A 23514-nucleotide genomic window follows, 5' to 3' on the forward strand; every position below is an offset into this window, starting at 1 on the left:
CGTGAAAATGTGCCGCATGGTCTTTCCGACCGGGCGCGGCTCGGGCTATCAGGGCGGCGATGGATTGGGAACCACGCGCGTCGCGGCCTACGACCGGACCGGTCTGGCCGTCCGCGCCGTTCAAAGGACAGAAGGCCGAACCCGTGATGATTCCGAAGACGATCACCGCCGTCCTGCTGGCCGGGACGATGGCCCTGCCGACCGCGACCTCGACGGCCTTCGCGCAGGAGGGCAGTACCAACCGCGTATCGACCGAGACCGACTGGTCCGTCTTCGTGGAGGACGATCCGACCCAGTGCTGGATCGTCTCGGCGCCCGTGGAGATCCGGAATGTCCGCAACGGGCAGGAGGTGGAGGCGCGGCGTGGCGAGATCCGCCTGTTCGTGAGCTACTGGCCCGGCGACGGCAAGCGGGGCGAGGTCTCGACGACCGGCGGTTATCCCTACGCCGACGGCTCGGCGGTCACGATCGAGATCGGCTCCGACAGCTTCGAATTGTTCACGGAAGGGGAGCTCGCCTGGGCCGCCTCGCCTGCCGAGGACGGCGAGATCATCGCCGCGATGAAGCGCGGCGCGCAGGCGGTCGTCATCGGCCAGTCGAGCCGTGGCACCCGGACCGAGGACACATTCAGCCTGCTGGGCTTCACCGCCGCTGTCGAGGATGCCGAGTCGCGCTGCACCTCCTGAACCTCGGGATGGTTTGAGTTCTGCCGCGGGCGTCCCTATATGGGGCGCCCGTTCCCGTTTTACGACCGACCCGGAGACCCGCCATGCACGCGCCCGTCACGCAGGACGTCCACACGATCCCGCGCCGCTTGCCGGAAGGCGGGCCGGTGAACCTCGTCGGCCTGACGCGGGACGCGCTGCGCGACGCGCTGGTCGGCATCGGCGTGTCCGAAAAGCAGGCCAAGATGCGCGTCAACCAGGTCTGGCAATGGGTCTACCATTGGGGCGTGCGCGACTTCGATGCGATGACGAACCTCGCGAAGGGGTTCCGCGCCGATCTGGCCGAACACTTCACCATCGAGCTGCCCGAGGTGGTGAGCCGGCAGGTCTCGTCCGACGGCACCCGCAAGTACCTCGTCCGCATCGCCGGCGGCCACGAGGTGGAGACGGTCTATATCCCGGAGGAGGGGCGCGGGACGCTCTGCGTCTCGTCCCAGGTCGGCTGCACGCTCACCTGCTCGTTCTGCCATACCGGCACGCAGCGGCTCGTCCGCAACCTGACGGCGGGGGAGATCGTGGGGCAGGTGATGCTCGCCCGCGACGACCTCGGCGAATGGCCCGAGCGAGGCGCGGCGAACGATCCCACGGGGCGGCTCCTGTCGAACATCGTGCTGATGGGCATGGGCGAGCCGCTCTACAATTTCGAGAACGTGCGCGATGCCATGCGGATCGTGATGGACGGCGAGGGGATCGCGCTCGGTCGCCGCCGCATCACGCTCTCCACCTCCGGCGTCGTCCCCGAGATCGTGCGCACGGCAGAGGAGATCGGCTGCCTGCTGGCCGTCAGCTTCCACGCCACCACGGACGAGGTGCGCGACCGGCTTGTGCCGATCAACAAGCGCTGGAACATCGCCACGCTCCTCGACGCGCTGCGCGAGTATCCCAAGGCCACGAACAGCGAGCGCATCACTTTCGAATACGTGATGCTCGACGGGGTGAACGACAGCGACGCCGACGCGCGCCGTCTGGTCGAGCTTCTCGACGGCATCCCGGCCAAGGTGAACCTGATCCCGTTCAACGAATGGCCCGGCGCGCCCTATCGGCGGTCGTCGAACAACCGCATCCGCGCCTTCGCGACGATCCTGATGCAGGCCGGCTATGCCTCGCCCATCCGCACGCCGCGCGGCGAGGACATCATGGCCGCCTGTGGGCAGCTCAAGTCGGCGACCGAGCGTGCCCGCAAGAGCCGCGCGCAGATCGCGGCGGAGGCAGGGCTCTAGCGCCGACGGCGCCAGGGCAGGAGGACGTCGAGGACGAATTGCAGCGGGTCGATCTCGGCCATGGTCGCGTCTCGGGATATGGGTTCGCGGGCGAACTAGCCGCACCATGTTGCATCCGTGTGACGTTCGGAAGATGCTTCGTGATCGGGCCGAAATACCCCGGCGGGCTTCAGCTCACGAAGTTGGCGCGCCGGTAGCCCTGCAGGTAGAGAAGCGCCGTCAGGTCCCCGTGATTGATCCGGTACCGTGCCTCCGCCTGCACCGCGGGTTTCGCGTGCAACGCCACGCCCATCCCGGCGCGCGTCAACATCCCCAGATCGTTCGCCCCGTCGCCCACGGCCAGCACGTCCGCCTCCGCGATCCCCATCTCCGCGGTCAGCTCCTCCAGCGCGGCGACCTTCGCCGCCCGCCCGAGGATCGGCTCGCCGGGCGCCCCCGTCAGCTTCCCGTCAGCCACGAGTAGCGTGTTCGCCCGGTTCCAGTCGAAGCCGAGCCGCGCCGAGACCGCCTCGGTGAAGGCCGTGAACCCCCCGGAGACCAGAGCCGCCCGCGTGCCATGCGCCTTCATCGTCGCCACCAGCGTGCCGCCCCCCGGCATCGGCGTGATCCGCTCGGCCAGCACCTTGTCGATCACGCCCGCATCCAGCCCGGCGAGCAGCGCGACCCGCTCCCGCAGCGCGCCCTCGAACCCGATCTCCCCGTTCATGGCCCGCGCGGTGATCGCCGCCACGCGCGGGCCGACCCCGGCCTCGGCGGCCAGCTCGTCCACGCATTCCTGCTGGATCATCGTCGAGTCCATATCTGCCAGAAGCAGCCGCTTCCGCCGCCCCGCCACCGGCACCACGTTCAGGTCGACCCCCAGCCTGTCCAGCTCCGTCCGGACCGTCGCCAGGTTGTCCGGCATCGCCGGAAGATCGAACTCCGCCGCCGCGCCCCGCGCAAGCCACCGCGCCGCGTCCCCGCCCCAACCGTTCCGAAGCGCCTCCACGAGGTGCGCCTCCAGGTTGGTGGCATTGGGCGAGGCAGTGAGGACGGTGACATACATGGTCGGACTCCGGGCGGCTTCGGGCGCCATAGCCGCAGAATGACCCTTGCGCGACCCCCGGACGGGGCATAGCGACACCCGCGGGACACCCCTCCCCAACGAGGGGCATATATCTGCAAGGATAGACATGACCGATCTCGAGATCCCGGGCACGCGGCCCGCGACGAAACCCGTCAATCCGAATTTCTCCTCCGGCCCCTGCGCCAAGCCCCCCGGCTACGACCTCGCGAAGCTCGCCGACGCGCCGCTGGGTCGCAGTCACCGCGCGGGCATCGGGAAGGCCAGGCTCGCGGAGGTCATCGACCGCACCCGCGTGCTCCTCGGCGTGCCCGACGATTACCGCGTCGGCATCGTCCCCGCCTCCGACACCGGTGCTTACGAGATGGCGATGTGGACCATGCTCGGCGCCCGCCCCGCCACCATGCTCGCCTGGGAGAGCTTCGGCTCAGGCTGGGTCACCGATGCGGTGAAGCAGCTCGACCTCGACGCCGAGGTGAGGACCACCGATTACGGCACGCTGCCCGATCTCGTCTGCGACAAGGCGCGCGACGTCTGCTTCACCTGGAACGGTACCACCTCCGGCGTCCGCGTCCCCGACGGCGACTGGATCGCCGCCGACCGCGAGGGACTGACCCTCTGCGACGCGACTTCCGCCGCCTTCGCGATGGCGCTGCCCTGGGACAAGCTCGACGTGACGACCTTCTCCTGGCAAAAGGTGCTGGGCGGGGAGGGGGCGCACGGCATCCTGATCCTGTCGCCTCGTGCCGTCGAACGACTGGAGAGCTACACGCCCCCCCGGCCGCTGCCGAAGATCTTCCGCCTCACCAAGGGCGGCAAGCTCATCGAGGGCATCTTTCGCGGCGAGACGATCAACACGCCGTCGATGCTCTGCGTCGAGGATTGCCGTGTCGCGCTCGACTGGGCCGAGAGCGTCGGCCGCGAGGGCCTCGTCGACCGTGCCACGGAGAGCGCCCGCCATGTCTGGGACTTCTGCGAGCGCCACGACTGGATCGCCAATCTCGCCCACGACCCGGCCACCCGCTCCACCACCTCGGTCTGCCTCCGCTTCACCGGCGACGTGCCCGACGACTTCGCCAAGCGCGTGTCCAAGCGACTGGAGGTCGAGGGCGTAGCCTATGACATCGCGAGCTACCGCGACGCCCCGGCCGGCCTGCGCATCTGGTGCGGCTCTACCGTGGAGCCGGACGACGTCGCTGCGCTGATGCCCTGGATCGAATGGGCCTACCACGCCGAGCGCGACACCGCGCCCGCCGCCTGAGCCCTCTTGGGTCCGGTCGCCCCGGAGCCGCCCCTCATTTTCAAGACAGGAGCCTCGAATGGCCCCCCGTGTTCTCATTTCCGACAAGCTGTCGGACGCCGCCGTGCAGATTTTCCGCGATCGCGGCATCGACGTCACCTTCGAGCCTAGTCTCGGCAAGGACAAGGATGCCCTTGCCGCCCGCATCGGCGAGTTCGACGGCCTCGCCATCCGGTCCGCCACCAGGGTCACCGGGAAGCTGCTCGAAGCCGCGCCGAACCTCAAGGTCGTCGGCCGCGCCGGCATCGGCACCGACAACGTCGACAAGGAGGCGGCCTCCCGGCGAGGCGTGATCGTGATGAACACGCCCTACGGCAACATGATCACCACCGCCGAGCATGCCATCGCGCTGATGTTCGCGGTCGCCCGCCAAATCCCGGAGGCCAACGCCTCCACCCATGCCGGCAAGTGGGAGAAGTCCCGCTTCATGGGCGTCGAGCTGACCGGCAAGACGCTCGGCGTGATCGGCGCCGGCAATATCGGCGGTATCGTCTGCCAGAAGGCCGTGGGCCTCGGCATGAAGGTCGTGGCCTACGATCCGTTCCTCTCGGAGGATCGCGCGGCAAAGCTCGGCGTGGAGAAGGTCGAGCTCGACACGCTGCTGGCCCGCGCCGACGTCATCACGCTGCACGTCCCGCTGACCGACCAGACTCGGAACATCCTCTCCGCCGAGAACATCGCCAAGACCAAGAAGGGCGTCCGCATCGTCAACTGCGCCCGTGGCGGGCTCGTCGACGAGGCTGCGCTCGCCGAAGCCCTCACTTCTGGCCACGTCGCCGGCGCCGCCTTCGATGTCTTCGCGGAGGAGCCGGCGACCGCCTCGCCGCTCTTCAACCTGCCCAACGTGGTCGTCACGCCGCATCTCGGCGCCGCCACGACCGAGGCGCAGGAGAACGTGGCCCTGCAGGTGGCCGAGCAGATGTCGGACTACCTCCTGACCGGCGCGGTGACGAACGCGCTCAACATGCCCTCGGTTACCGCCGAGGAGGCCAAGGTCATGGGTCCCTGGATCAAGGTGGCCGAGCATCTGGGCGCCTTCGTGGGCCAGATGACCGACGAACCGATCAAATCCATCGAGATCGTCTACAACGGCGTCGTCTCGAAGATGAACCTCGAGGCGCTGAACTGCTCGGTCATCGCCGGGGTGATGGCAGCCACCAACCCGGACGTGAACATGGTCTCCGCCCCCGTCCTCGCCCGCGAGCGTGGCGTGGAGATTTCGACCACGCGTCAGGACAAGACTGGCGCCTTCGAGGGCTATATCAAGCTCGTCGTGAAGACGGCCTCGCGCGAGCGCTCCGTCGCCGGCACCGCCTTCTCCGACGGCAAGCCGCGCTTCATCCAGATCAAGGGCATCAATATCGACGCCGAGGTCGGCGCGCATATGCTCTACACGACGAACGAGGACAAGCCGGGCGTGATCGGTACGCTGGGCGTCACGCTGGGCGAGAACGGGGTGAACATCGCGAACTTCACGCTGGGCCGCTCCGACCGGGGCCACGACGCGATCGCGCTCCTCTATCTCGACGAGCAGCCTCCGGCCGCCGTGCTCGACAAGCTGCGCGCAACGGGTCTGTTCCAGGCCGTCGCGCCGCTGAAGTTCAACGTCTGACGGGACGAGTCCGGTCGCCCCGTCTTTGCTTCGCAAGTATCCTCGGGGGTCCGGGGGGCGAGCCCCCCGGTCTCCGTCCCGACGCCTGTCGCATCAGGCATTCTGAACGCCAAACAACTCCTCACGGGGACGATACGCTTCAATAGCCGAGTGCGCAGCCATCCTTGCGCGGGTCGCTCGCCCCTTCGAGATACCCGCTCGCGTCGATCCGGATCGCCTGCGCCCCGCCGATCGGCTCGTCGGGCACGTGGACGTCGTGGCCCATCTCGGCGAGTTCGGCGCGGACCGCATCGGAATAGCCCCGCTCGACCTTCATCACGCCCATGTCCGAGAAGGCGCGGGGCGCGTCGATGGCGGTCTGCGGGTCCATGCCGAAATCGCGCAGGTTCGACACGAAGCGCGCGTGCCCGGCCGGCTGGTAGGCGCCGCCCATCACCCCGAACGGCATCGTCACCCGCCCGTCCTCGCGCAGCATGCCCGGAATGATCGTGTGCATCGGCCGCTTGCCCGGAGCCAGCTCGTTCGGATGCCCCTCGGCCAGCGTGAAGCCGGCACCGCGATTGTGCATCAGGATGCCGAACCGGTCCGAGGCGAGCCCCGAGCCGAACGCGTGGAAGATCGAGTAGATCAGCGACACCGCCATCCGGTCGCGGTCGACCACCGTGATGTAGATCGTGTCGCGGTGGACCGCCTCCGTCACCGCCGCGGCCGAGGGCATGGCACGGAGCGGGTCGATGAGGCCCGCGAGTTGGCCCGCGACGTCGAGGCTCAGCATCGCTTCGAGCCGTGTGGTATGGTCCGGATCGGCGAGGAAGCGGTTGCGCGCGTCGTAGGCGAGCTTCGCCGCTTCCGCCTCGAGATGCGCGCGCTCGGCGCCGAACGGGTCCATCCCGGCTACGTCGAAGTTCGACAGGATGTTGGCCATCAGGATCGCCGTCGCCCCCTGTCCGTTGGGCGGATGCTCCAGCAGATCGATGCCCTTGTAATGACCGCAGACCGGCGTGCCCCAGTCGCAGTTCACGCTGGCGAAGTCCTCCGCCGCATGCGTTCCGCCTGCGGCCCGCAGCGCCGCAATCATGTCCTCGGCCACCTCGCCGGTGTAGAACCCGTCGCGCCCCTGCGCCGCCACCCGGCGCAGCACCTCCGCCTGTCCCGGCAGGGCGAAGCGCGTGCCCGCTGCCGGCGCGCCGCCGTCCACGGCGAAGGTTTCCCGCGCGCCGCCCTGCAGCACGTCGAAGGAGGCCGCCCAGTCGTAGGCCACGCGGGAGGCGACAGGCACGCCGCGCTCGAAATAGGGGATCACCGGGCCGAGCGTGTCGCCAATGCCGAGCGTGCCGTAGCTTTCCGACAGGGCACAGAACGCGTCCACCGCGCCGGGCAGCGTCACCGAATGGGCCGAGCGGAGGGGGATCGCGTCCAGCCCCTCGTCGCGGAGCGTCGCCGCCGAGGCGCCTGCCGGTGCCCGGCCCGAGCCGTTCAGCGCCACCACGTCCTCGGAGCCGCCGGGCTTGAGGAGCGCGAAGCAATCCCCGCCGAGCCCCGTCATCTGCGGCTCGCAGAGCCCCAGCAGCACGGCACCCGCGATCGCCGCGTCCACCGCGTTGCCGCCCCGGGCCAACGTGTCGACCGCGACCTTCGCGGCCAGCGGGTGCGAGGTAGCGCACATGCCGTCGGTGGCGAAGACAGGCGAACGCCCGGGAATGTGGAAATCGCGCATACTCACCTCTCGCTTGGGAGAGGCGAGGCTAGGACGGGCGGCGGAAGAAGCCAATGACCTCCGCGCCCGGCACCCTCAGCGAGCGGGCTCGGTCAGCCGGCAGCTCAGGCGGTTCGTGCCGTTGGCGCGCTCGTAGACCATGTCGTCGGCCAGCGCGTGAATGATGAACCAGCCGAACCCGCTCTCGGGCAAATCCACGCGGTCCGCCGGCATCTCCGGCAGTCGCGCGGAGGTCAGGAGCTGCGGCGGAAGCGGCCGGCCGGAATCCTGCGTCTCCACGTGGAGACCGGCCTCTTCGCGCGTGATCACGAGGGTGATCCGGGCGTCGCGTTGGCCGGCCAGCGAATGTTCGACGATGTTGTTGAGGATCTCGCCCAGCAGGATGGCGACGTTCTCCTGAAGCGCCGCACTCGTGCAGGTCTGCGCCAGGCAGGCGCGCACGCGGGCGATCTGCGCGCGAACCGCGAGTTCGGTGGCCGGAAACCGGACCTGGATCAGGCTGTCCGCCACCGGACCGGCCGCGGCGCTGGGCATCAGGCGGCGTCCCGGGCGGCGAGCGCCGTCTCCACGTCGTCGTGCAGGACGAAAACCTGATCCATCCGTGTCAGGGTCAGCACCTTGCTGACGACCGGGCCGCATCCCGCCAGTTCGAGAGACCGGCCGCGGCCCAGCATTTTCATCACCGCGACCAGCGCGCCCAGCCCGCTCGAATCGAGGAACTCCACCCGGCCCATGTCGAGGACGACGCGGCCTTCGTGGTCCGCGATCAGGGTCCGGACCTTTTCCTTGAAAGCCATCGCGCCGGCGGCGTCGATCCGCGCTTCGCGCAGGATCAGCAACTTGGCGTTTCCGCGAAGTTCGCTGTCGATGTTCATCGCAACACCTCGTAGACATTGCCGCTGGATGGTCTGCGGCGCGTTCCGACGGGACGCTAGCCGCCATAGCTTACCGAATGGTGAAGGGGGTCGGAATGCGGGACCGGATCGACGAAGGCGGGCGAGAGGACGCGACGCGGGTCGACTACGCCGCGTTGAGAGAGGTCTGTGCCTCCCTGGCGGGCGGGGAGGAGGACGATGTCGCGCTCATGGCGACGCTCGCCTGCGAGATACACCATTCCGACGTGCGTTTCGACTGGACCGGCTTCTACCGTGTCGTCGCGCCGGGGCTGCTGAAGATCGGGCCGTATCAGGGCGGGCATGGTTGCCTCGTGATCCCGTTCGGGCGGGGCGTCTGCGGCGCGGCGGCGCGAACCGGGGCGGTGCAGATCGTCCCCGAGGTGGAGGCGTTTCCGGGGCACATCGCCTGCGCGGCCTCGACCCGGTCCGAGATCGTCCTGCCGGTCTTCGACGCGGCGGGCGCGGTGATCGGCGTGCTCGACATCGACAGCGACCGGCCCGACGCCTTCGACGCCGAGGATGCGCGCGAGCTGGCCGCGCTTCTGTCGGAAACCTTCGGGCGGTGAGCGCGCTGCGCGAGCTGATGGCGACCGTGACGCGGGACGGGCGGCTGGACTGGATCGGCCTGCGCCCCGCGCGTCGGGCGGCGCTGATCGCTGTGGAGGGCGCGCACGTCTCGGAACACGGCCTCGACGGCGACCACGCCGCCCCGGGCAAGCGCGCGGTGACGCTGATCCAGGCGGAGCATCTGCCGGTGATAGCGGCGCTCTGCGACGGGGTGGTCACGCCGGAAGCGCTGCGTCGCAACCTCGTCGTCTCGCGCATCAACCTCGCCGCGCTGAAAGGACGGGAGGTGCGGGTGGGCAAGGCGGTGCTGCGTTTCAGCGGTCCCTGTGCGCCGTGCTCGCGCATGGAGGAAACGCTCGGCCGTGGCGGCTATTCCGCCGTGCGCCATCACGGCGGCTGGTGCGCGGAAGTGGTGGCGCCGGGCCGAATCGCCCGGGGCGACACGGTGGCACCGGCGTGATCCGCCTTGCAACGCCCGACGACCGCGCGGCCATCCGCGACCTGCACCTCGCCTCGTGGCAGTCGAGTTACGGCGGCGTCCTGCCGGAGGGTTACTTGCGCGACGACCTGCCCGCCGACATGGCGGCCAAGTGGACCGCCCGGACCTTCGCGCCGCCGGAGCTCACCCTCGTCGACTACACCGACGACGAGCTGACCGGCTTCGCCTGCGCGCTCACCGACCGTGACCCGCCCCTGATCGACAACCTCCACGTCCGCCCCGACCTGCGCGGCGGCGGCACGGGAACGGAGCTTCTGGCGGCGATGAAGGTGGCGCTCCGCAAGGCGGGGTTCGATCGCGCATATCTGACGGTGCTGGCCGAGAACGACCGGGCGCACCGCTTCTACCTGTGCCATGGCGGCGTGGACGAGGGGGCGGTGGACGACAATCTGGTCGGCCATGCGGTCGAGGCACGGCGGATCGGGTTCCGCCTCGCCTGACCGGGGCCTTCAATCCGTCTGGCCGATGGGCTAGGCGGACGTCAAATCTGCCGAGGTCCGCCCGATGAAATTCACCCTCTCCTGGCTCAAGCGCCATCTCGACACGAACGCGACGCTGAACGAGATCGCCGATGCGCTCACCGATCTCGGGCTCGAGGTCGAGGGCGTCGAGGACCGGTCGGCGAAGCTGCGCGACTTCGTCCTCGGCCGCGTGGTGAGCGCGACCAAGCATCCCGACGCGGATCGCCTGAAGGTCTGCCAGGTGGAGACCGACGAGGGTCGCCAGCAGATCATCTGCGGTGCCCCCAACGCGCGCGAGGGGATCACCGTCGTGCTGGCCAAGCCTGGCGTCTACGTGCCCGGCATCGACACGACCATCGGCGTGGGCCGCATCCGCGGGATCGAGAGCTTCGGGATGATGGCCTCGGAGCGCGAGCTCGGCCTCTCCGACGAGCACGAGGGGATCATTGAGCTGCCCTCGGGCGAGGTGGGCGAACGCTTCATCGACTGGCTGGCCGCGAACGACCCGGCCAAGGTGGACCCGGTGATCGAGATCGCGATCACCCCGAACCGGCCCGACGCGCTCGGCGTGCGCGGCATCGCCCGCGATCTCGCCGCGCGCGGGCTGGGCACGCTCAGACCGCTCGAAAGCCAGGCGATCGACGGCGCCTTCGCCTGCCCTGTCGGCGTGGCCATCGACGACGACACGCGGGATGGCTGCCCCGTCTTCGCGCTGCGTCTGATCCGGGGGGTGCGGAACGGACCGTCGCCCGACTGGCTCCAGGACCAGCTCCGCGCCATCGGGCTGCGCCCCATCAGCTTCCTCGTCGACGTGACGAACTGGTTCACCCATGACCTGAACCGCCCGCTCCACGTCTTCGACGCCGACAAGGTCCGTGGCAACCTTCGCGTGCACCGTGCCGCGGGCGGCGAGACGATCGAGGCGCTCGACGAGCGGACCTATACGCTGCCGCAGGGCGCGATCGCCATCTCCGACGGTGCGGGCGTCGAGAGCATCGCCGGCATCATGGGTGGCGAGGCGTCGGGCGTCACGCCGGAGACGGTGAACGTGCTGGTCGAGAGCGCCTACTGGGACCCGGTGCAGATCGCGCTGAACGGGCGGGCGCTCAAGATCAACTCCGACGCGCGCTATCGCTTCGAGCGGGGCGTCGACCCGGCCTTCACGCCCGACGGGCTCGACCGGGCGACGGCGATGATCCTGGACGTCGCGGGCGGGGAGGCATCGGAGATGGTGGTCGCGGGCGCCGTGCCCGATACGTCGCGCAGCTACCGGCTCGACACGGACCGGGTCGAGAGCCTCGTCGGCATGTCGATCCCGGCGGAGACGCAGCGCGCGACGCTTCAGGCGCTGGGCTTCCGTCTCGAGGACGACGACGCCTGGGTGCCGTCGTGGCGGCCCGACGTGCAGGGCGAGGCCGATCTGGTGGAAGAGGTGGCGCGGATCGCGTCGCTGACGAAGCTCGAAGGCCGGCCGATGAGCCGCCCCGCGCAGGTGCTTCGCCCCGTGCTGACGCCCACGCAGATGCGCGAGCGGATGGCGCGTCGCACGGCGGCGGCACTGGGCTACGACGAATGCGTGACCTACTCCTTCATTGACGGCGATGCCGCCGCGCTGTTCGGCGGCGGGACGGAAGCGACGCGGCTTGAGAACCCGATTTCCGCGGACATGAGCCACATGCGGCCCTCGCTCCTCCCGGGCCTCCTGCAGGCCGCGTCGCGCAACCAGGCACGGGGCTTCGCCGATTTGGCGCTCTTCGAGGCGGGGCACGCCTTCACGGGCGGCGAGCCGGGGGAGCAGCATTTCGCGATCACGGGCCTTCTCACCGGCCATACGGGACCACGCTCCATGCATGGCGAAAGGCGGTCGGTCGATGTCTTCAATGCGCGGGCGGATGCCGAGGCGATCCTCGCCGCGATCGGCGCGCCGGCTTCGGCCCGGGTCCTGCGGGACGCCGAGGACTGGTGGCATCCGGGACGGTCGGGCCGCATCGGGCTCGGCCCGAAGAAGACGCTGGCGACCTTCGGGGAGATCCATCCGAAAGTGCTGCGCGCGATGGACGTGAAGGGCCCGGCCGTGGGCTTCACGATCTGGCCCGCCGAGGTGCCGTTCCCGAAGGCCACGGGTGCCGCACGTGGCGCGCTCGTCCTGTCGGACCTGCAGGCGGTCGATCGCGACTTCGCCTTCGTCGTCGGGGCCGACGTCGAGGCGCAGACGCTGGTGCAGGCCGCACAGGGCGCGGACAAGGCGCTCATCACGCAGGTTCGGGTCTTCGACGAGTTCGTCGGCGGCCCACTCGGCGAGGGCCGCAAGTCCCTCGCGCTGACCGTGCGGATGCAGCCCCGCGACCGGACCCTGACCGACAAGGAGATCGAGGCGGTCGCGCAGAAGGTCGTCGAAAAGGTGGAGCGCGCCTCGGGCGGCACGCTGCGCGCCTGACCCCCTTCTTCTTGGCGAAATACTCCGGGGAGCGCGAGGGGCCGGCCCCTCGCTCCGTCCTCGGCCGCGGTCGCGCCGGCCCTCGATGACGCGCCCGGCATTCGGCAGACGTGCCACCCGCTCGACGCGGATCTCCGCGTGCCGGGCGGCGAAGGCCGCGACCTGTTCGGTGCATAGGAAGATGTCCTTCACCCGTGTCACCTGATCGGCACGCCCCCGCGCGGATACGCAGATCAATGCGGCCGCACGGGGCCGCCCCCTCGTGCGCAGTCGACAATTCGCCGGTCGCGAAACGGATCAGCGGGTAATCCGGTCGAGCGAAGTCACGACGATCTCGCACACCTCGCAGGGCGGCAGCGGGTCGGCAGCCCGCCCACGGGCAGCGTGATGGCGCCGATAGCGCACGCGCCGCTCTCGATCGTCGCGTCGTCGGGCGCGGACGGGTTGGGGAAACAGGTCAGCACGGGGTCGGTCGTACCGATGCCGGCGGCATGCAGAGCGCGCCCGATCCGCCACCAGTCGGGCGTCGTGCCGCCGGGCGCGTAGACCGGTCCCGGGTCTGGAAGATCCGCGCGACGTTCGAGACGCGGAGGCCGCCGAAGGGCGGGTGCTCGCCCTGCCGTGCGACGAGCGCGGGTCGCCGCAGGATCGGTAGGCGCGCAAGATCGGCCAACGAAGCAATCTCCTCTGGATTCGTCAGGTCCGGGTCGGTGACGTGCCGAAGCTAATCACGCAGCGCGTCGAGCTGCGCAGCATAACGCGCCTCGGCGCTGCGCGTCTCGAGATCGCCGCAATGGGTCACGTCAAATCCTCGTCGAAGGCCCAATGCGCGAGCGCGCCGTCGAAATCCGACCCGTGCCAGCAGGGAACGCCCGCCGCCTCGATCGCGGCGATGGCCGCGGCGTCGTCGGCGCCCGCCCCGGGGGCGGGCTCGCGCAGCGCGACGCCGGCGATGCGGTCCGGATGACGGTGGATCGCGTCGCGGTAGATGAAGGCGTCCCGCTGTCCGGTATCGCCCATCAGATAGGCGGTCAGGCCAGGATTGGCCGCGAGGATCGTGTCGATCGCCGCGCCCTTGTGGCTGCCGTGGCTGGCGCCGACGCCCTCGGAGGTGATGCTCAGATCGCGCAGGAACATCGGCCCCCGCGGCACGCCGTTCCGCACGAAGAGGGAGTCGAGGAAGCGGTGCAGGTTCCAGGGCGAGGAGGAGACGTAGAAGACGGGATTGCGCCCCCCATTGGTCAGCCGCCGCATCAGCCGGATGGCATCGCCATGCACCTCGCGCGTGAAGAGCGAGCCGGTGAAGGTCGTCCAGAGGTTCCGCGCGAGGCTATGCGCCCCGGTCTCGATCATCGTGTCGTCGATGTCGGAGATGACGATATGGCGTGCGCCCGAGGCGGGCAGGCGGACAGGAAACGCGATCTCGGTGTCCGGGCGCCCCTCGATGCGGACCGGCACGCCGGCCCAGGCCGAGCCCGCGGCGACATCGGCCGCGTGCGGATCGACGGCAAGCGTGACGTAGCCTTCCGCGTCGCTCACGCCGCGCGCGCCGCCGCCCCGGACCGACACGCCCGCCACCTCGTCGGTCAGGAACAGCGACGCCATCTGCCGCAGGTTGACCCACCGCGATTGCCGGGGGTCGGGTTCGGCCTCGCGCAGGTGGCTGAGGACGCGACCCCGAAGGATCAGCGCGTCCGGCGTGGAATAGCCGCAATAGGCCTCCAGCACCGGAGTGTCGTCGGAGCGGTCGCCGAGCCGCTCGAGCAGGCGCTCGATACGGCGGGCGATCGGCAGGGCGATGGATCGGAGCATGCGGGACTCGGTCTGAAATCGGATTGGTGATGCAAATCGGGGCTCGTGTATCGCATTCTAGACGCCGAGCGGATAGGTCGCGAGCGGTTCGTAGAGCGGCCCGTCCGGCGTGAGCGTCGAGGACCAGAGCGTCGCCAGCCGGACGGGGGCGGGCGCGACCTCCGGCATGCCGATCCCGGACAGCGCGCGGGGCAGGCGGATCGGGTCGGCCGGTCGGGTGGAGCCGTAGCGCAGCAGCGTCACGTGCGGGCGGAAGCGTTCGCGCGAAAGCTCGATCCCGGCGCCGCGCGCCGCGATGCGCACGGCCTCGCGCAACTGAGTCAGGGCCGGGTCGGGCGCGAGGTCGAGGACGACGGCGCGGGGCTTGGTGCCGAGCACGGCGAGACCGGCGGGGCGCAGCGTGGGTGCGGGCAGGGCACGGGTCTCGAGGGACTCGTGCAGTGCTTCGAGCACTGCCTCGGATTGGTCGTCGAGGAAGGCCAGCGTGACGTGCAGGTCGTCGGCGTCCACCGCCCGCCCGCCGGGCAGCGCCGCCGAGGCGCGCATCAGCGGCGTGACCCAGGGCTCCGGGACGGAGAGGCCGACGAAGGCCCTCACGTCGCGTCGGTCACGGCTTGATCGGGCCCGTCGATCGCGGCGCGTGTCAGCGCCGCCATCAGCCGCACGAACCGCTCCCGCGACCCGGCTAGGTCCGACAGCTTCCCGGCCTCTCGTGGCAGGCCCAGATCCCTCGCCGCGTCGAGGGCGGGGCCGTCCGCGCGCGGATGGAACGCGTCCCAGACCAGTTGCGCCTCACGCGCGAAGATCCCGGCCCCCATCGGGCCAAGCCCCTTCGCCCCCTGCAGCGCCGAGAGGATCGCCTCGGCATCTCCGGCCTCGTCGCGCAGGCGGCGGAGATCGCCGTCGTAGCACTCCTTCGCCCAGGCGGCGGTCTCCTTAAGGTAGCCGGTCGTCACCTCGCGGTAGCGGGTGTAGCCGCCCTCGGTCAGCACCTCGATCAGACGTTTCTCAGGGGCCTCGAGGATTGCGTCGATCTTGTGCAGACCGGCCTCGCGCAGCGCCTTGGCAGAGGCTACCGCGAGCGAGGCGTCGATCCGGGCCGAGAGCATGATCGCCCCGACGAGCCAGTGGAACAGCTCCTGCGGCGTGTCGCGTGCGATGTTCGCGCCCATCTCCTCGGAATAGAGCGTGCCCTGACGTTCGATCAGGGCGTCCACGATGTCCTTCCGGCTCACGGCGGCACCGGGTCAGTAGGGCAGGGGCCGTTCGGGGCTCTCGGCCGAGGCGCGGTCGAGGGCGGGTTCGGGCTCGCGCCAGGCGGAGCTGCCGCCGTCGATCCCCGGGTTCGGGCCGGTCGCCGCCGGGCAGGTGCAGGCCGAAAGCAGGTCGTTGGCCTTCTCCGAACGCTTGCCCGCGGGCACGGCCTCGAGCGCGGACTTCGCGGCGCGCAGGCCCCAGTCGATGTCGCCGTCCACGTAGGGCGGATGTGCGTCCCCCTCTTCGGACTTGGTGGCCCCGCGCGCATCGCGGGATTCGTGCGCGGCACGCTTCATCGCGTCGAAGACGGCGCGGCGCTCGTCGATGCGGAGTTCCTCCAGATCCTCGGGGCGGAAGTTGCCCAGCCGCTGGATCGTGTAGTCGGGCAGGCCCGCACCCTCGCCCAGGATGTCGGCCAGCGTCCGCTTCAGCCAGTCGTGATGGTCGCTCATACCCGATCTCCTTGTCGTTCGGAGGGACCAACGGGGCCGGCCCGCCGATGTTCCGGCCCGGGACGCGCCCGTGCGTCACTCCGCTCCGTTCAGCACCCGCGCCGGGTTCAGCCCGCCCGAGCCGTAGAGCGACACGCCGCCGCAATCGGGCGCGCCGGGCCCCTCGGCGACGGAAGAGCGGAAGAAGTCGTCCTCGGGCGCGTAGGTCACGCTTGCGATCACGGGGCAGCCGCGTGGGTTCGGCGCGACCGCTTCGGTGCGGAGCCGGTCGCGGCCGTCGTCTTCTTCCGTCGCAGCCCCCTCCGAGACCGCCTGGCGGCGCAGGTCGCGGAACGCATCGAGGATCGGGGCCGCCTCCGCGTCGGTCAGGGGCGCGGCGTCGCGGGCGACCGAGACCTCGCAGATCGACCGGCTGCCGGCGCGGGTGGGGTAGTCGAGGATCTGCATCTCGAAGCGTCCGTCCGGCTGCGCCCAGATGCCGCGCGGGGCGAGCCGCTGCGAGGTGCGAAGGACGTCGTATTCGAGGCGCACGCCGAAGGGCGGCTCGGGCACGATGTCGGCGATGAGGGTCGGAGGGCGTTCCTCCAGCCCCTCGGTGTCGAGGGCGACTCCGGTCCGGACCGCCTCGGCGCAACGTCGGTGCAGGTCGCGCCATTCGTCTTCCGGCGCGGCCCAGACGGGGGACGCCGCAAGAAGGGTCGCGAGGACGGGGATGGTCGCGTGTCGCATGGATCGTCGCCTCCGGAATCCAGCCACAGCTAAGTCGAGCGGCGACGAGGTCGACCAAATGATCGGAGTGGTCGGGGGCCGTCGGCGTTCCGTCGGCGTGCGGAGTAAAAAGGACGCCTCTACTTCATCGTCCCTGGCGCGATGTCAGGCCGGCGGCCGCATCGGCGAGGATGCGCAACCCCGCGACGAGGTCGGCTTCGGCCGTATCCTCTCCGAAATCATGGCTGATCCCGCCGATCAACGGGGAGAACAGCATCGCGACCGGCATCAGGCGCGCGACGTTGGTCGCGTCGTGGAGCGCGCCCGACGGCATGTCCCGCCAACGCCCGGGCACCTGCGCTGCCGCCGCGTCGCGGAGCGCCGCGCGCAGGGTGGCGTCCATCGTCACCGGCGGCAGGGCGGCGGTCGCCGAGAGGTCGAGCCCGAGCCCCGCCCGCGACGCGACCCGCTCGAGCGTTTCCCGGATCGCCCCTTCCATCCGGTCGAGCCGATCCGTCTCCGCGTCGCGCCACTGGATCGTGAACCGCGCCCGGCCCGGCACGGCGGAGGGTGCGTTCGGGTGCAGCGCCACATGGCCGATGGTCCAGACCGAGGCGGGCGTGACGAGGCCGGCGAGCGTATCGCGCAGTGCTCGGTCGGCTTCCGCCAGACCCCGGAACGCATCGGCGCGCAGGTGCATCGGTGTCGTGCCGGCGTGGTTCTGCCGCCCGGTCAGCGTCACCTCGATCTGGCGCAGGCCGACGATGGCGGTGACGACGCCCGCGGCCTCCCCCGCCGCGTCGAGGACCGGCCCCTGCTCGATATGGTGCTCGAGATAGGCGCGGAAGCGGGCGGGGTCGGGCGCCGCGCCGGTCGCGGGCAAGGCTCGGCGTGCCGCGCCGAAGGGCAGCCCGTCGAGATCCGTCAGCTTGTCCGCGGTCTCGAGCGTCAGCGCGCCGGACCAGATCTCCGAGCCCGTCGTCGCGCCGAACCGGCCCTCCTCGTCCTGGAAGCTGACGACCGAGACGCCGGGATTGCCGCGCGCCACCTCCAGCGCGGCGATCACGCCGAGCGCGCCGTCGAGCCAGCCGCCCTCCGGCTGCGTGTCGGTGTGGCTGCCAAGGAGGAGCGGGCCGCCGAGGCCCCAGACATTGCCGGCCGCGTCGATCCGTGCGTCGAGCCCCGCCTCGGAGAATTGGGCGGCGAGCCAGAGCCGGGCGGTGACGTCGGCGGGATCGAAGGCCCGGCGCACCACGCCGTTCCCCGTAGCGCCGATGCCGCGGAGCGTGTTCAGGTCGGTCAGGAAACGGTCGGGATCGAGGCGCATGCCTCAGATGAATACGACATCGTCGAGCACATGGCCAAGGGCGATGCTGCCATGCCGGCCCAGGTCGAGCGTTAGGCTGTCCGCGCTGTTGAACGCGAACACGATTTCGTCTCCGCCGACCTCGGCCATGTCGCGCAGGTCGGCACGGCGCAGACCGGTCGCGTCGAGCGCGGCGCGGTCGATCACGATCGTCTCGCCGTCCCGCCAGTCGGCGATGCGGTCGTGGCCCTCGCGGAAGACGAAGCGATCCTGCCCGCCCTGGCCGCGAAGGATGTCGTCGCCCGCACCGCCGTCGAGCCAGTCGGCACCGGCGCCGCCCCGGAGTTCGTCGTCCGCACCCCCGCCCTTCAGGCGGTCGGCACCGCCGCCACCGCGGAGCAGGTCGGGGCCGTTGGATCCCGTCAGCCTGTCCTGTCCGCCGCCGCCCCTCAGGTCGTCCGCGCCCCTGCCTCCGACGAGCTTGTCGGCGCCCGGTCCGCCCAGCAGCGTGTCGCGGCCGGTGTTGCCGAACAGGCGGTCGGCCCCCCGCTGTCCGGACAGGACATCGGCGCCGGCATTGCCCCTCAACACGTCATGCCCTCCTCCGCCGTAGAGATGATCCCCGTCCTCGCGCCCGTGCAGCCGGTCGCGGCCGCCCGCCCCAGAGGCGCGGATGTCGCCGGCCGGGACCACGATCGTGTCGTTGCCCCGGCCGCCCTCGATCTCCAGAATCCCGGGCCCGGACTTGTAGCGGAACGTCCAGTCCTCGGTGTCCTGTGGTCGGCCGTAGAGATGCCGCAGGGCCTGCCGGTCGAGGGTTTGCAACGTCTGGGGATTGTCGTCGGTACTCCATTCGTAGGTCATCACCGTGTGGTCGTGGTCGTCGATCTCGCCCGACAGCCTGGTCCGGCCCTCATGCGTGTGCTTCAGGCCGACGGCATGTCCGAGCTCGTGCAGCAGGACCGTGAAGCCGGACCGGCCTGGTTTCCATTCGGCCGGATCGGGGACGTTCATCACGAGATCGCCATGCGAGGTGACGTGGTCGCTTACGTAGGGGTAGTTCGCGTAGCCGGCGAAGGATTCGTAGCGCGAGCCGATCCCGGCGATGTTGTAGGCGTCGACCATGGCTGGCCCGTCGACCTCGACGAAGCGGATGCCGGCCACGCGTTCGTATTCTTCTGTCGCCTTATGGAAGGCCCGGCGTTCTCGGGCGTCGAAGGCGCTGACCCGGGTGCCGTCGTAATAGGTCCGTTCCAGCGGCGGCAGATCAGCCCCGGCTGGAAAGCGGTAGGTCACGATGATCGGGGTGCCAGTGGGGAGCGTGGCGTTCCAGCGGTGCCCCGGGTCCACGTCGGTCGCGAGAATGGCCTTGTAGGTATCGACGACGGGCATGACGGGTTCCGATCCTTGGACGGCCGGCGGAAGCGTCGGGCGGCCGGCGGTTGAGGCGTTGCGGGCATTCCGGAGTACCCGCGCAAAGCTTCACACCAGATTTGTCCTTAAGAAACCTTTTCGGTGGGGCGAACTTCGCTTCGGTGCTACGTATCGGGCCGGAACGGCCGCGTCAGACGTCCTCGACCATCGCCACGCCGGGCAGGGAGCGGAGCGCGCCCTTCACCCGGGGATTGACCGGATAGAGATCGGGCAAGCGCAGCTCCACCTCGCCCGGCAGGTCCTCGCCGAGCAGGCACAGATGCATCGGACCCCGCCCCCGCGCCCCCGACTCGCCCGCCAGCCGGTCGAGCAGGCCCCGGAGCGGCGCGATCGCATCCGGCTCCTCGAGGAAGACGCGCAGGCCCGCCTGCGGCCCGGACTCCACTGCCTCGTCCATCGGGGTGACGGCGCGGGCCAGAAGCTTGAGCTGGTCGGATTCCTGCGTGGCCTCGACCTGCAGGATGACGCGGCAGCCGGCTTCCAGATGCTCGCGGCTCGTGTCGAGCGTGTCGGAGAAGACCATCGCCTCGTAGGCGCCGGTCGGGTCGGAGGCCTGCACGAAGGCGAAGCGGTTGCCGCGGGCGGACTTGCGCTCCTGCCGGGCGGCGACGATCCCCGCGATCTTGGCGACCATCGGGCCGCGCGCCGTCTGCGCCTGCACCTCCGAGAGCGTCATCACGTTCTGCCGCTTCAAAGCCGGCATATAATCGTCGAGCGGATGGCCCGAGAGGTAGAAGCCGATGGCCTTGAACTCCTCGCCCAGACGCTCCGCCGGCAGCCAGTCCTCACGGAAGGGCAGGCGCGGCTCGGGCAGGTCCTCGCCCGCCTCGCCGAAGAGCGAGACCTGGTTCGAGGCGCGCTGCTCGTGGATCGCCGCGGAATAGCCCACCAGCGCGTCGAGCGCGTCGAGCACCCGGGCGCGGTTCGGGTCGATCTGATCGAAGGCACCGGCGCGGGCCAGCATCTCGAGCGGGCGCTTGCCGACGCGTTTCAGGTCCACCCGGCGCGCGAAGTCGTAAAGCGTGGCGAAAGGCGTGTCGCCCCGGCCGCGCGTCACCAGCTTCATCGCTTCGACGCCGACGTTCTTGAGCGCGCCCAACGCGTAGACCAGCGCGCCGTCCTTGACGGTGAAGCATTCCTCGGACCGGTTGACGCAAGGCGGCACGATGGTCAGGCCGAGTCCGCCGCGCTCCGCCGACTTGCGGACCTCCTCGGCGTAGATGGCGAGCTTGTCGGTGAGGTGAATGTCGGAATTCATGATCCCGGCCATGAACTCGACCGGGTGGTTCGCCTTGAGCCAGGCCGTCTGGTAGCTCACCACCGCGTAGGCGGCGGCATGGGACTTGTTGAAGCCGTAATTCGCGAACTTGTCGAGGAGGTTCCAGACCTCCAGCGCCTTCTCCTTCGGCACGCCGTTCTTCGCCGCGCCCTCGAGGAAAAGCGGCCGCTGCGCGTCCATCTCGGCCTGAATCTTCTTGCCCATCGCTCGGCGCAGCAGGTCGGCGCCGCCCAGGCTGTAGCCCGCCATCTCCTGCGCGATCTGCATCACCTGTTCCTGATAGACGATGATGCCCTGCGTCTCGTCGAGGATATGGTCGATGGAGGGGTGCAGCGTGTCGCGCGCGGACAGGCCGTTCTTGACCTCGCAATATTTCGGGATGTTCTCCATCGGGCCGGGCCGGTAGAGCGCGACGAGCGCGACGATATCCTCGATGCAGGTGGGCTTCATGCGCCGCAGCGCGTCCATCATGCCCGTCGATTCCACCTGGAACACGGCGACGGTGCGGGCCGCCGAGTAGAGCGCGTAGGCCGCTTCGTCGTCGAGCGGGATCAGGTTGACGTCGTTCTCCGTCCCCGGCGTCGGCGCGTAGAGCTGCCGGCCATCGGCGGCGACGTGGAGTGGCCGCGTCTCGGTGACGAGTTCGACCGCGTTCTGGATCTGCGTGAGCGTCTTGAGGCCCAGGAAGTCGAACTTCACGAGCCCGGCCTTCTCCACCCATTTCATGTTGAACTGCGTCGCCGGCATGTCCGAGCGCGGGTCCTTGTAGAGCGGCACCAGCCGGTCGAGCGGCCGGTCCCCGATCACCACGCCCGCCGCGTGGGTGGAGGCGTTCCGGAGGAGCCCCTCCAGCTTCTCGGCGTAGTCGAGCAGGCGCTTCACCGGGTTCGTGCGCCCGTCGCGCCGGTCCTGCTCGCTCTCGCGCGCGGCCTCGCGCAGGCGCGGCTCGTCGGCCATCGCCTTGGTGATGGAGACGGGCTTCACCCCCTCCACCGGGATCATCTTCGACAGCTGGTCGCACTGGAAATACGACATGCCGAGCACCCGGCCCACGTCACGGACGGCGGCCTTCGACAGGAGCGCGCCGAAGGTGATGATCTGCCCCACTTTCTCCCGCCCGTAACGCTCCTGCACGTAGTGGATGACCTCTTCCCGGCGATCCATGCAGAAGTCGATGTCGAAGTCGGGCATCGACACCCGCTCGGGGTTCAGGAACCGCTCGAAGAGGAGAGCGTAGCGCAGCGGGTCGAGGTCGGTGATGGTCAGGGCGTAGGCCACGAGGCTGCCCGCGCCCGAGCCGCGGCCGGGGCCGACGGGGATGTCCTGGTCCTTCGCCCACTTGATGAAGTCCGCGACGATCAGGAAGTAGCCGGGGAACCCCATCCCCTCGATGATGCCGAGTTCGTAGTCCAGCCGCGCCTCGTAATCGGCCACCGGCGCCGCATGCGGGATCACGGCCAGCCGTGCGGCGAGCCCCTCCTTCGCCTGCCGACGCAGCTCCACCACCTCGTCCTCGGCAAAACGCGGCAGGATCGGATCGCGGCCATGGGCGGCGAAGGCGCAGCGGCGGGCGATCTCGACGCTGTTCTCCAGCGCCTCCGGCAGGTCGGCGAAGAGCGCGGCCATCTCCGACTGAGACGCGAAGTGGTGGCGCGGCGTGACCCGGCGGCGCGGCGCGGCCTGGTCCACATAGGCGCCCTGCGCGATGCAGAGAAACGCGTCGTGCGCCTCGTGCATCGACGGCTGCGGAAAGTAGACGTCGTTCGTCGCCACGAGCGGTATGCCCTTTGCGTAGGCGGCCTCCACGTGGAAGCGCTCGGTCGCCTCGGGCTTGTTATGGCGCTGCAGCTCCACGTAGAGCCGGTCGCCATAGATCGCGTGCAGCCGGTCGAGCACCGCCTCCGCCTTCGAGACCTGCCCGTCCGCGACGAGTCGCCCGACCGCGCCGTCCGGGCCCCCGGTCAGGCAGATCAGTCCCTCGGCATTGGCTGCCAGTTCGTCCAGCGTCACCTGCGGCAGCATGTCGGGCCGCGCGAGGTAGAGGCAGGAATTGAGCCGCATCAGGCTTTCGTAGCCGCTCTCGTCCTTGGCGAGCAGGACCACCGGCGCGGGCGTCCTCGGCTTCTGCCCGGGCTCCGCCGGATCGTGCATCACGTCGATCTGGCAGCCCATGATCGGCTGGATGCCGCGACCCTTCAGCGCAGTCGCCGCCTCCAGCGCGGCGAACATGTTGTTCGTGTCGGTCACCGCGACCGCCGGCATCTCCGCCCGCGCCACGAGGTCGGGAAGCGATTTCAGTCGCACCGCCCCTTCGAGCAGGGAATATTCGGTGTGCAGACGAAGGTGGACGAATCGCGGATCTGGCATGGGGCAGGTCTAGCGTTCGTGAGCGGGCGGCGGAAGCGGCGGAGCCGCCTCGCGTTCAGCGCGTATTCAAGAAAAGCCCACTCACTTAACGATTTGATCTTTCATATGGCCGGTGTGACAGTTTCGTGACAATCGCCTATTGGTTCTCGCTGAGTCTTTAACTGTCTGTCTGGCATGAATCCGTGAATGTGCATGTCCGACTTCTGGCAATCCTGCTGTCCTTCGACATCCTGCTGATCTTTACGAGCGGCCTGCTTCGCGTGGCCGTCATCGGCGGATACCTCGCCGAAACTCCGACCTTTCTGAACATCGGACGGGACTGGAGGGTCGTGTCGTGTATCTGGTGGAAATTCCCTGGCGGCGTCCTCCTGGCATGTGAAGTTGCGTCTGGTCAGGCAGCGA

At 69.8% G+C, this 23514-nt stretch carries 21 protein-coding genes; 9 read left to right on the forward strand and 12 right to left on the reverse strand.

The annotated features are described in order from the left end of the window. Positions 1-146: 146 nt before the first annotated feature. Both Q1A87_RS06310 and rlmN read left to right on the forward strand, forming a co-directional pair. Positions 147-686, forward strand: a complete 540-nt coding sequence (locus Q1A87_RS06310) for an invasion associated locus B family protein (protein ID WP_299648476.1) — start codon at positions 147-149, stop codon at positions 684-686. A gap of 83 nt (positions 687-769) precedes the next feature. Then, on the forward strand, positions 770-1945 hold the full coding sequence (gene rlmN / locus Q1A87_RS06315) for a 23S rRNA (adenine(2503)-C(2))-methyltransferase RlmN (protein WP_299648380.1): 1176 nt from the start codon (positions 770-772) through the stop codon (positions 1943-1945). A gap of 169 nt (positions 1946-2114) precedes the next feature. Here the strand turns inward: rlmN and serB are convergent, their stop codons facing one another. After that, a complete protein-coding gene (serB, locus tag Q1A87_RS06320) occupies positions 2115-2990 on the reverse strand; it encodes a phosphoserine phosphatase SerB (protein ID WP_299648383.1) in 876 nt (291 codons plus the stop codon). A 127-nt stretch (positions 2991-3117) separates the two neighbouring features. On the opposite strand from serB, the gene Q1A87_RS06325 reads away from it, so the two are divergent. Beyond that, positions 3118-4269, forward strand: coding sequence for a phosphoserine transaminase (locus Q1A87_RS06325; protein WP_299648386.1), 1152 nt, complete (start codon positions 3118-3120; stop codon positions 4267-4269). 58 nt (positions 4270-4327) lie between these two features. Then, positions 4328-5920 (forward strand): phosphoglycerate dehydrogenase, encoded by a 1593-nt coding sequence (gene serA / locus Q1A87_RS06330; RefSeq protein ID WP_299648389.1) that lies wholly within the window; start codon positions 4328-4330, stop codon positions 5918-5920. Positions 5921-6059: 139 nt separating this feature from the next. Here the strand turns inward: serA and Q1A87_RS06335 are convergent, their stop codons facing one another. The 3 genes from Q1A87_RS06335 to Q1A87_RS06345 all read right to left on the reverse strand — a co-directional run bounded on the left by Q1A87_RS06335 (position 6060) and on the right by Q1A87_RS06345 (position 8512). Beyond that, entirely contained in the window at positions 6060-7637 is a 1578-nt protein-coding gene (locus Q1A87_RS06335; protein ID WP_299648392.1) for a gamma-glutamyltransferase family protein, read from the reverse strand. 75 nt (positions 7638-7712) lie between these two features. Then, the gene (locus Q1A87_RS06340) at positions 7713-8171 is read right to left on the reverse strand and encodes an ATP-binding protein (RefSeq protein ID WP_299648395.1); all 459 of its coding nucleotides are present in this window, start codon (positions 8169-8171) and stop codon (positions 7713-7715) included. Continuing rightward, positions 8171-8512, reverse strand: coding sequence for an STAS domain-containing protein (locus tag Q1A87_RS06345; protein ID WP_299648397.1), 342 nt, complete (start codon positions 8510-8512; stop codon positions 8171-8173). Before Q1A87_RS06345 ends, Q1A87_RS06340 begins: the two co-directional genes overlap by 1 nt. A gap of 95 nt (positions 8513-8607) precedes the next feature. Between Q1A87_RS06345 and Q1A87_RS06350 the strand changes: the two genes are divergently transcribed. The 4 genes from Q1A87_RS06350 (at position 8608) to pheT (ending at position 12497) form a co-directional block, all read left to right on the forward strand. After that, entirely contained in the window at positions 8608-9099 is a 492-nt protein-coding gene (locus Q1A87_RS06350; protein WP_299648400.1) for a GAF domain-containing protein, read from the forward strand. Between the two features lie 17 nt (positions 9100-9116). Further along, positions 9117-9560, forward strand: coding sequence for an MOSC domain-containing protein (locus Q1A87_RS06355; protein WP_299648403.1), 444 nt, complete (start codon positions 9117-9119; stop codon positions 9558-9560). Further along, on the forward strand, positions 9557-10039 hold the full coding sequence (locus Q1A87_RS06360) for a GNAT family N-acetyltransferase (protein WP_299648406.1): 483 nt from the start codon (positions 9557-9559) through the stop codon (positions 10037-10039). The genes Q1A87_RS06355 and Q1A87_RS06360 overlap by 4 nt, the downstream gene beginning before the upstream one ends. Positions 10040-10103: 64 nt before the next feature. Further along, the gene (gene pheT / locus Q1A87_RS06365; protein WP_299648410.1) at positions 10104-12497 is read left to right on the forward strand and encodes a phenylalanine--tRNA ligase subunit beta; all 2394 of its coding nucleotides are present in this window, start codon (positions 10104-10106) and stop codon (positions 12495-12497) included. A gap of 798 nt (positions 12498-13295) precedes the next feature. On the opposite strand, the gene Q1A87_RS06370 is transcribed toward pheT, so the two are convergent. The 8 genes from Q1A87_RS06370 to dnaE all read right to left on the reverse strand — a co-directional run bounded on the left by Q1A87_RS06370 (position 13296) and on the right by dnaE (position 23112). After that, positions 13296-14309, reverse strand: a complete 1014-nt coding sequence (locus Q1A87_RS06370; protein WP_299648413.1) for a phosphatase domain-containing protein — start codon at positions 14307-14309, stop codon at positions 13296-13298. A 57-nt stretch (positions 14310-14366) separates the two neighbouring features. Next, positions 14367-14906 (reverse strand): RNA 2',3'-cyclic phosphodiesterase, encoded by a 540-nt coding sequence (gene thpR / locus Q1A87_RS06375; protein WP_299648416.1) that lies wholly within the window; start codon positions 14904-14906, stop codon positions 14367-14369. After that, complete coding sequence (locus Q1A87_RS06380) at positions 14903-15544, reverse strand: hypothetical protein (RefSeq protein ID WP_299648419.1); 642 nt, start codon at positions 15542-15544, stop codon at positions 14903-14905. Before Q1A87_RS06380 ends, thpR begins: the two co-directional genes overlap by 4 nt. Positions 15545-15556: 12 nt before the next feature. Then, positions 15557-16018, reverse strand: coding sequence for a hypothetical protein (locus Q1A87_RS06385; protein WP_299648422.1), 462 nt, complete (start codon positions 16016-16018; stop codon positions 15557-15559). Positions 16019-16093: 75 nt separating this feature from the next. Further along, on the reverse strand, positions 16094-16747 hold the full coding sequence (locus Q1A87_RS06390) for a hypothetical protein (RefSeq protein WP_299648425.1): 654 nt from the start codon (positions 16745-16747) through the stop codon (positions 16094-16096). Positions 16748-16871: 124 nt separating this feature from the next. Continuing rightward, positions 16872-18053 carry a hydantoinase/carbamoylase family amidase gene (locus tag Q1A87_RS06395; protein WP_299648428.1) on the reverse strand — a complete coding sequence of 394 codons (1182 nt, stop codon included), beginning with the start codon at positions 18051-18053 and terminating at the stop codon, positions 16872-16874. A 3-nt stretch (positions 18054-18056) separates the two neighbouring features. Next, positions 18057-19424 carry a type I secretion protein gene (locus Q1A87_RS06400; RefSeq protein ID WP_299648431.1) on the reverse strand — a complete coding sequence of 456 codons (1368 nt, stop codon included), beginning with the start codon at positions 19422-19424 and terminating at the stop codon, positions 18057-18059. A gap of 172 nt (positions 19425-19596) precedes the next feature. Next, the gene (gene dnaE / locus Q1A87_RS06405; RefSeq protein WP_299648434.1) at positions 19597-23112 is read right to left on the reverse strand and encodes a DNA polymerase III subunit alpha; all 3516 of its coding nucleotides are present in this window, start codon (positions 23110-23112) and stop codon (positions 19597-19599) included. A gap of 182 nt (positions 23113-23294) precedes the next feature. Between dnaE and Q1A87_RS06410 the strand changes: the two genes are divergently transcribed. Continuing rightward, on the forward strand, positions 23295-23514 hold a 220-nt coding region (locus Q1A87_RS06410; RefSeq protein ID WP_299648437.1), incomplete at its 3' end, for a hypothetical protein.

It is taken from the genome of uncultured Jannaschia sp., assembly GCF_947494055.1.
Classification (GTDB): domain Bacteria; phylum Pseudomonadota; class Alphaproteobacteria; order Rhodobacterales; family Rhodobacteraceae; genus Jannaschia.

Coding starts and splice junctions, on each gene's coding strand:
- Q1A87_RS06385 (WP_299648422.1), bottom strand. CDS start 16,018: ATGAGCGACCATCACGACTGGCTGAAGCGGACGCTGGCCGACATCCTG.
- Q1A87_RS06325 (WP_299648386.1), top strand. CDS start 3,118: ATGACCGATCTCGAGATCCCGGGCACGCGGCCCGCGACGAAACCCGTC.
- Q1A87_RS06310 (WP_299648476.1), top strand. CDS start 147: ATGATTCCGAAGACGATCACCGCCGTCCTGCTGGCCGGGACGATGGCC.
- Q1A87_RS06370 (WP_299648413.1), bottom strand. CDS start 14,309: ATGCTCCGATCCATCGCCCTGCCGATCGCCCGCCGTATCGAGCGCCTG.
- serA (WP_299648389.1), top strand. CDS start 4,328: ATGGCCCCCCGTGTTCTCATTTCCGACAAGCTGTCGGACGCCGCCGTG.
- Q1A87_RS06350 (WP_299648400.1), top strand. CDS start 8,608: ATGCGGGACCGGATCGACGAAGGCGGGCGAGAGGACGCGACGCGGGTC.
- Q1A87_RS06390 (WP_299648425.1), bottom strand. CDS start 16,747: ATGCGACACGCGACCATCCCCGTCCTCGCGACCCTTCTTGCGGCGTCC.
- serB (WP_299648383.1), bottom strand. CDS start 2,990: ATGTATGTCACCGTCCTCACTGCCTCGCCCAATGCCACCAACCTGGAG.
- Q1A87_RS06345 (WP_299648397.1), bottom strand. CDS start 8,512: ATGAACATCGACAGCGAACTTCGCGGAAACGCCAAGTTGCTGATCCTG.
- Q1A87_RS06400 (WP_299648431.1), bottom strand. CDS start 19,424: ATGCCCGTCGTCGATACCTACAAGGCCATTCTCGCGACCGACGTGGAC.
- Q1A87_RS06355 (WP_299648403.1), top strand. CDS start 9,117: ATGGCGACCGTGACGCGGGACGGGCGGCTGGACTGGATCGGCCTGCGC.
- Q1A87_RS06395 (WP_299648428.1), bottom strand. CDS start 18,053: ATGCGCCTCGATCCCGACCGTTTCCTGACCGACCTGAACACGCTCCGC.
- Q1A87_RS06340 (WP_299648395.1), bottom strand. CDS start 8,171: ATGCCCAGCGCCGCGGCCGGTCCGGTGGCGGACAGCCTGATCCAGGTC.
- pheT (WP_299648410.1), top strand. CDS start 10,104: ATGAAATTCACCCTCTCCTGGCTCAAGCGCCATCTCGACACGAACGCG.
- Q1A87_RS06335 (WP_299648392.1), bottom strand. CDS start 7,637: ATGCGCGATTTCCACATTCCCGGGCGTTCGCCTGTCTTCGCCACCGAC.
- rlmN (WP_299648380.1), top strand. CDS start 770: ATGCACGCGCCCGTCACGCAGGACGTCCACACGATCCCGCGCCGCTTG.
- dnaE (WP_299648434.1), bottom strand. CDS start 23,112: ATGCCAGATCCGCGATTCGTCCACCTTCGTCTGCACACCGAATATTCC.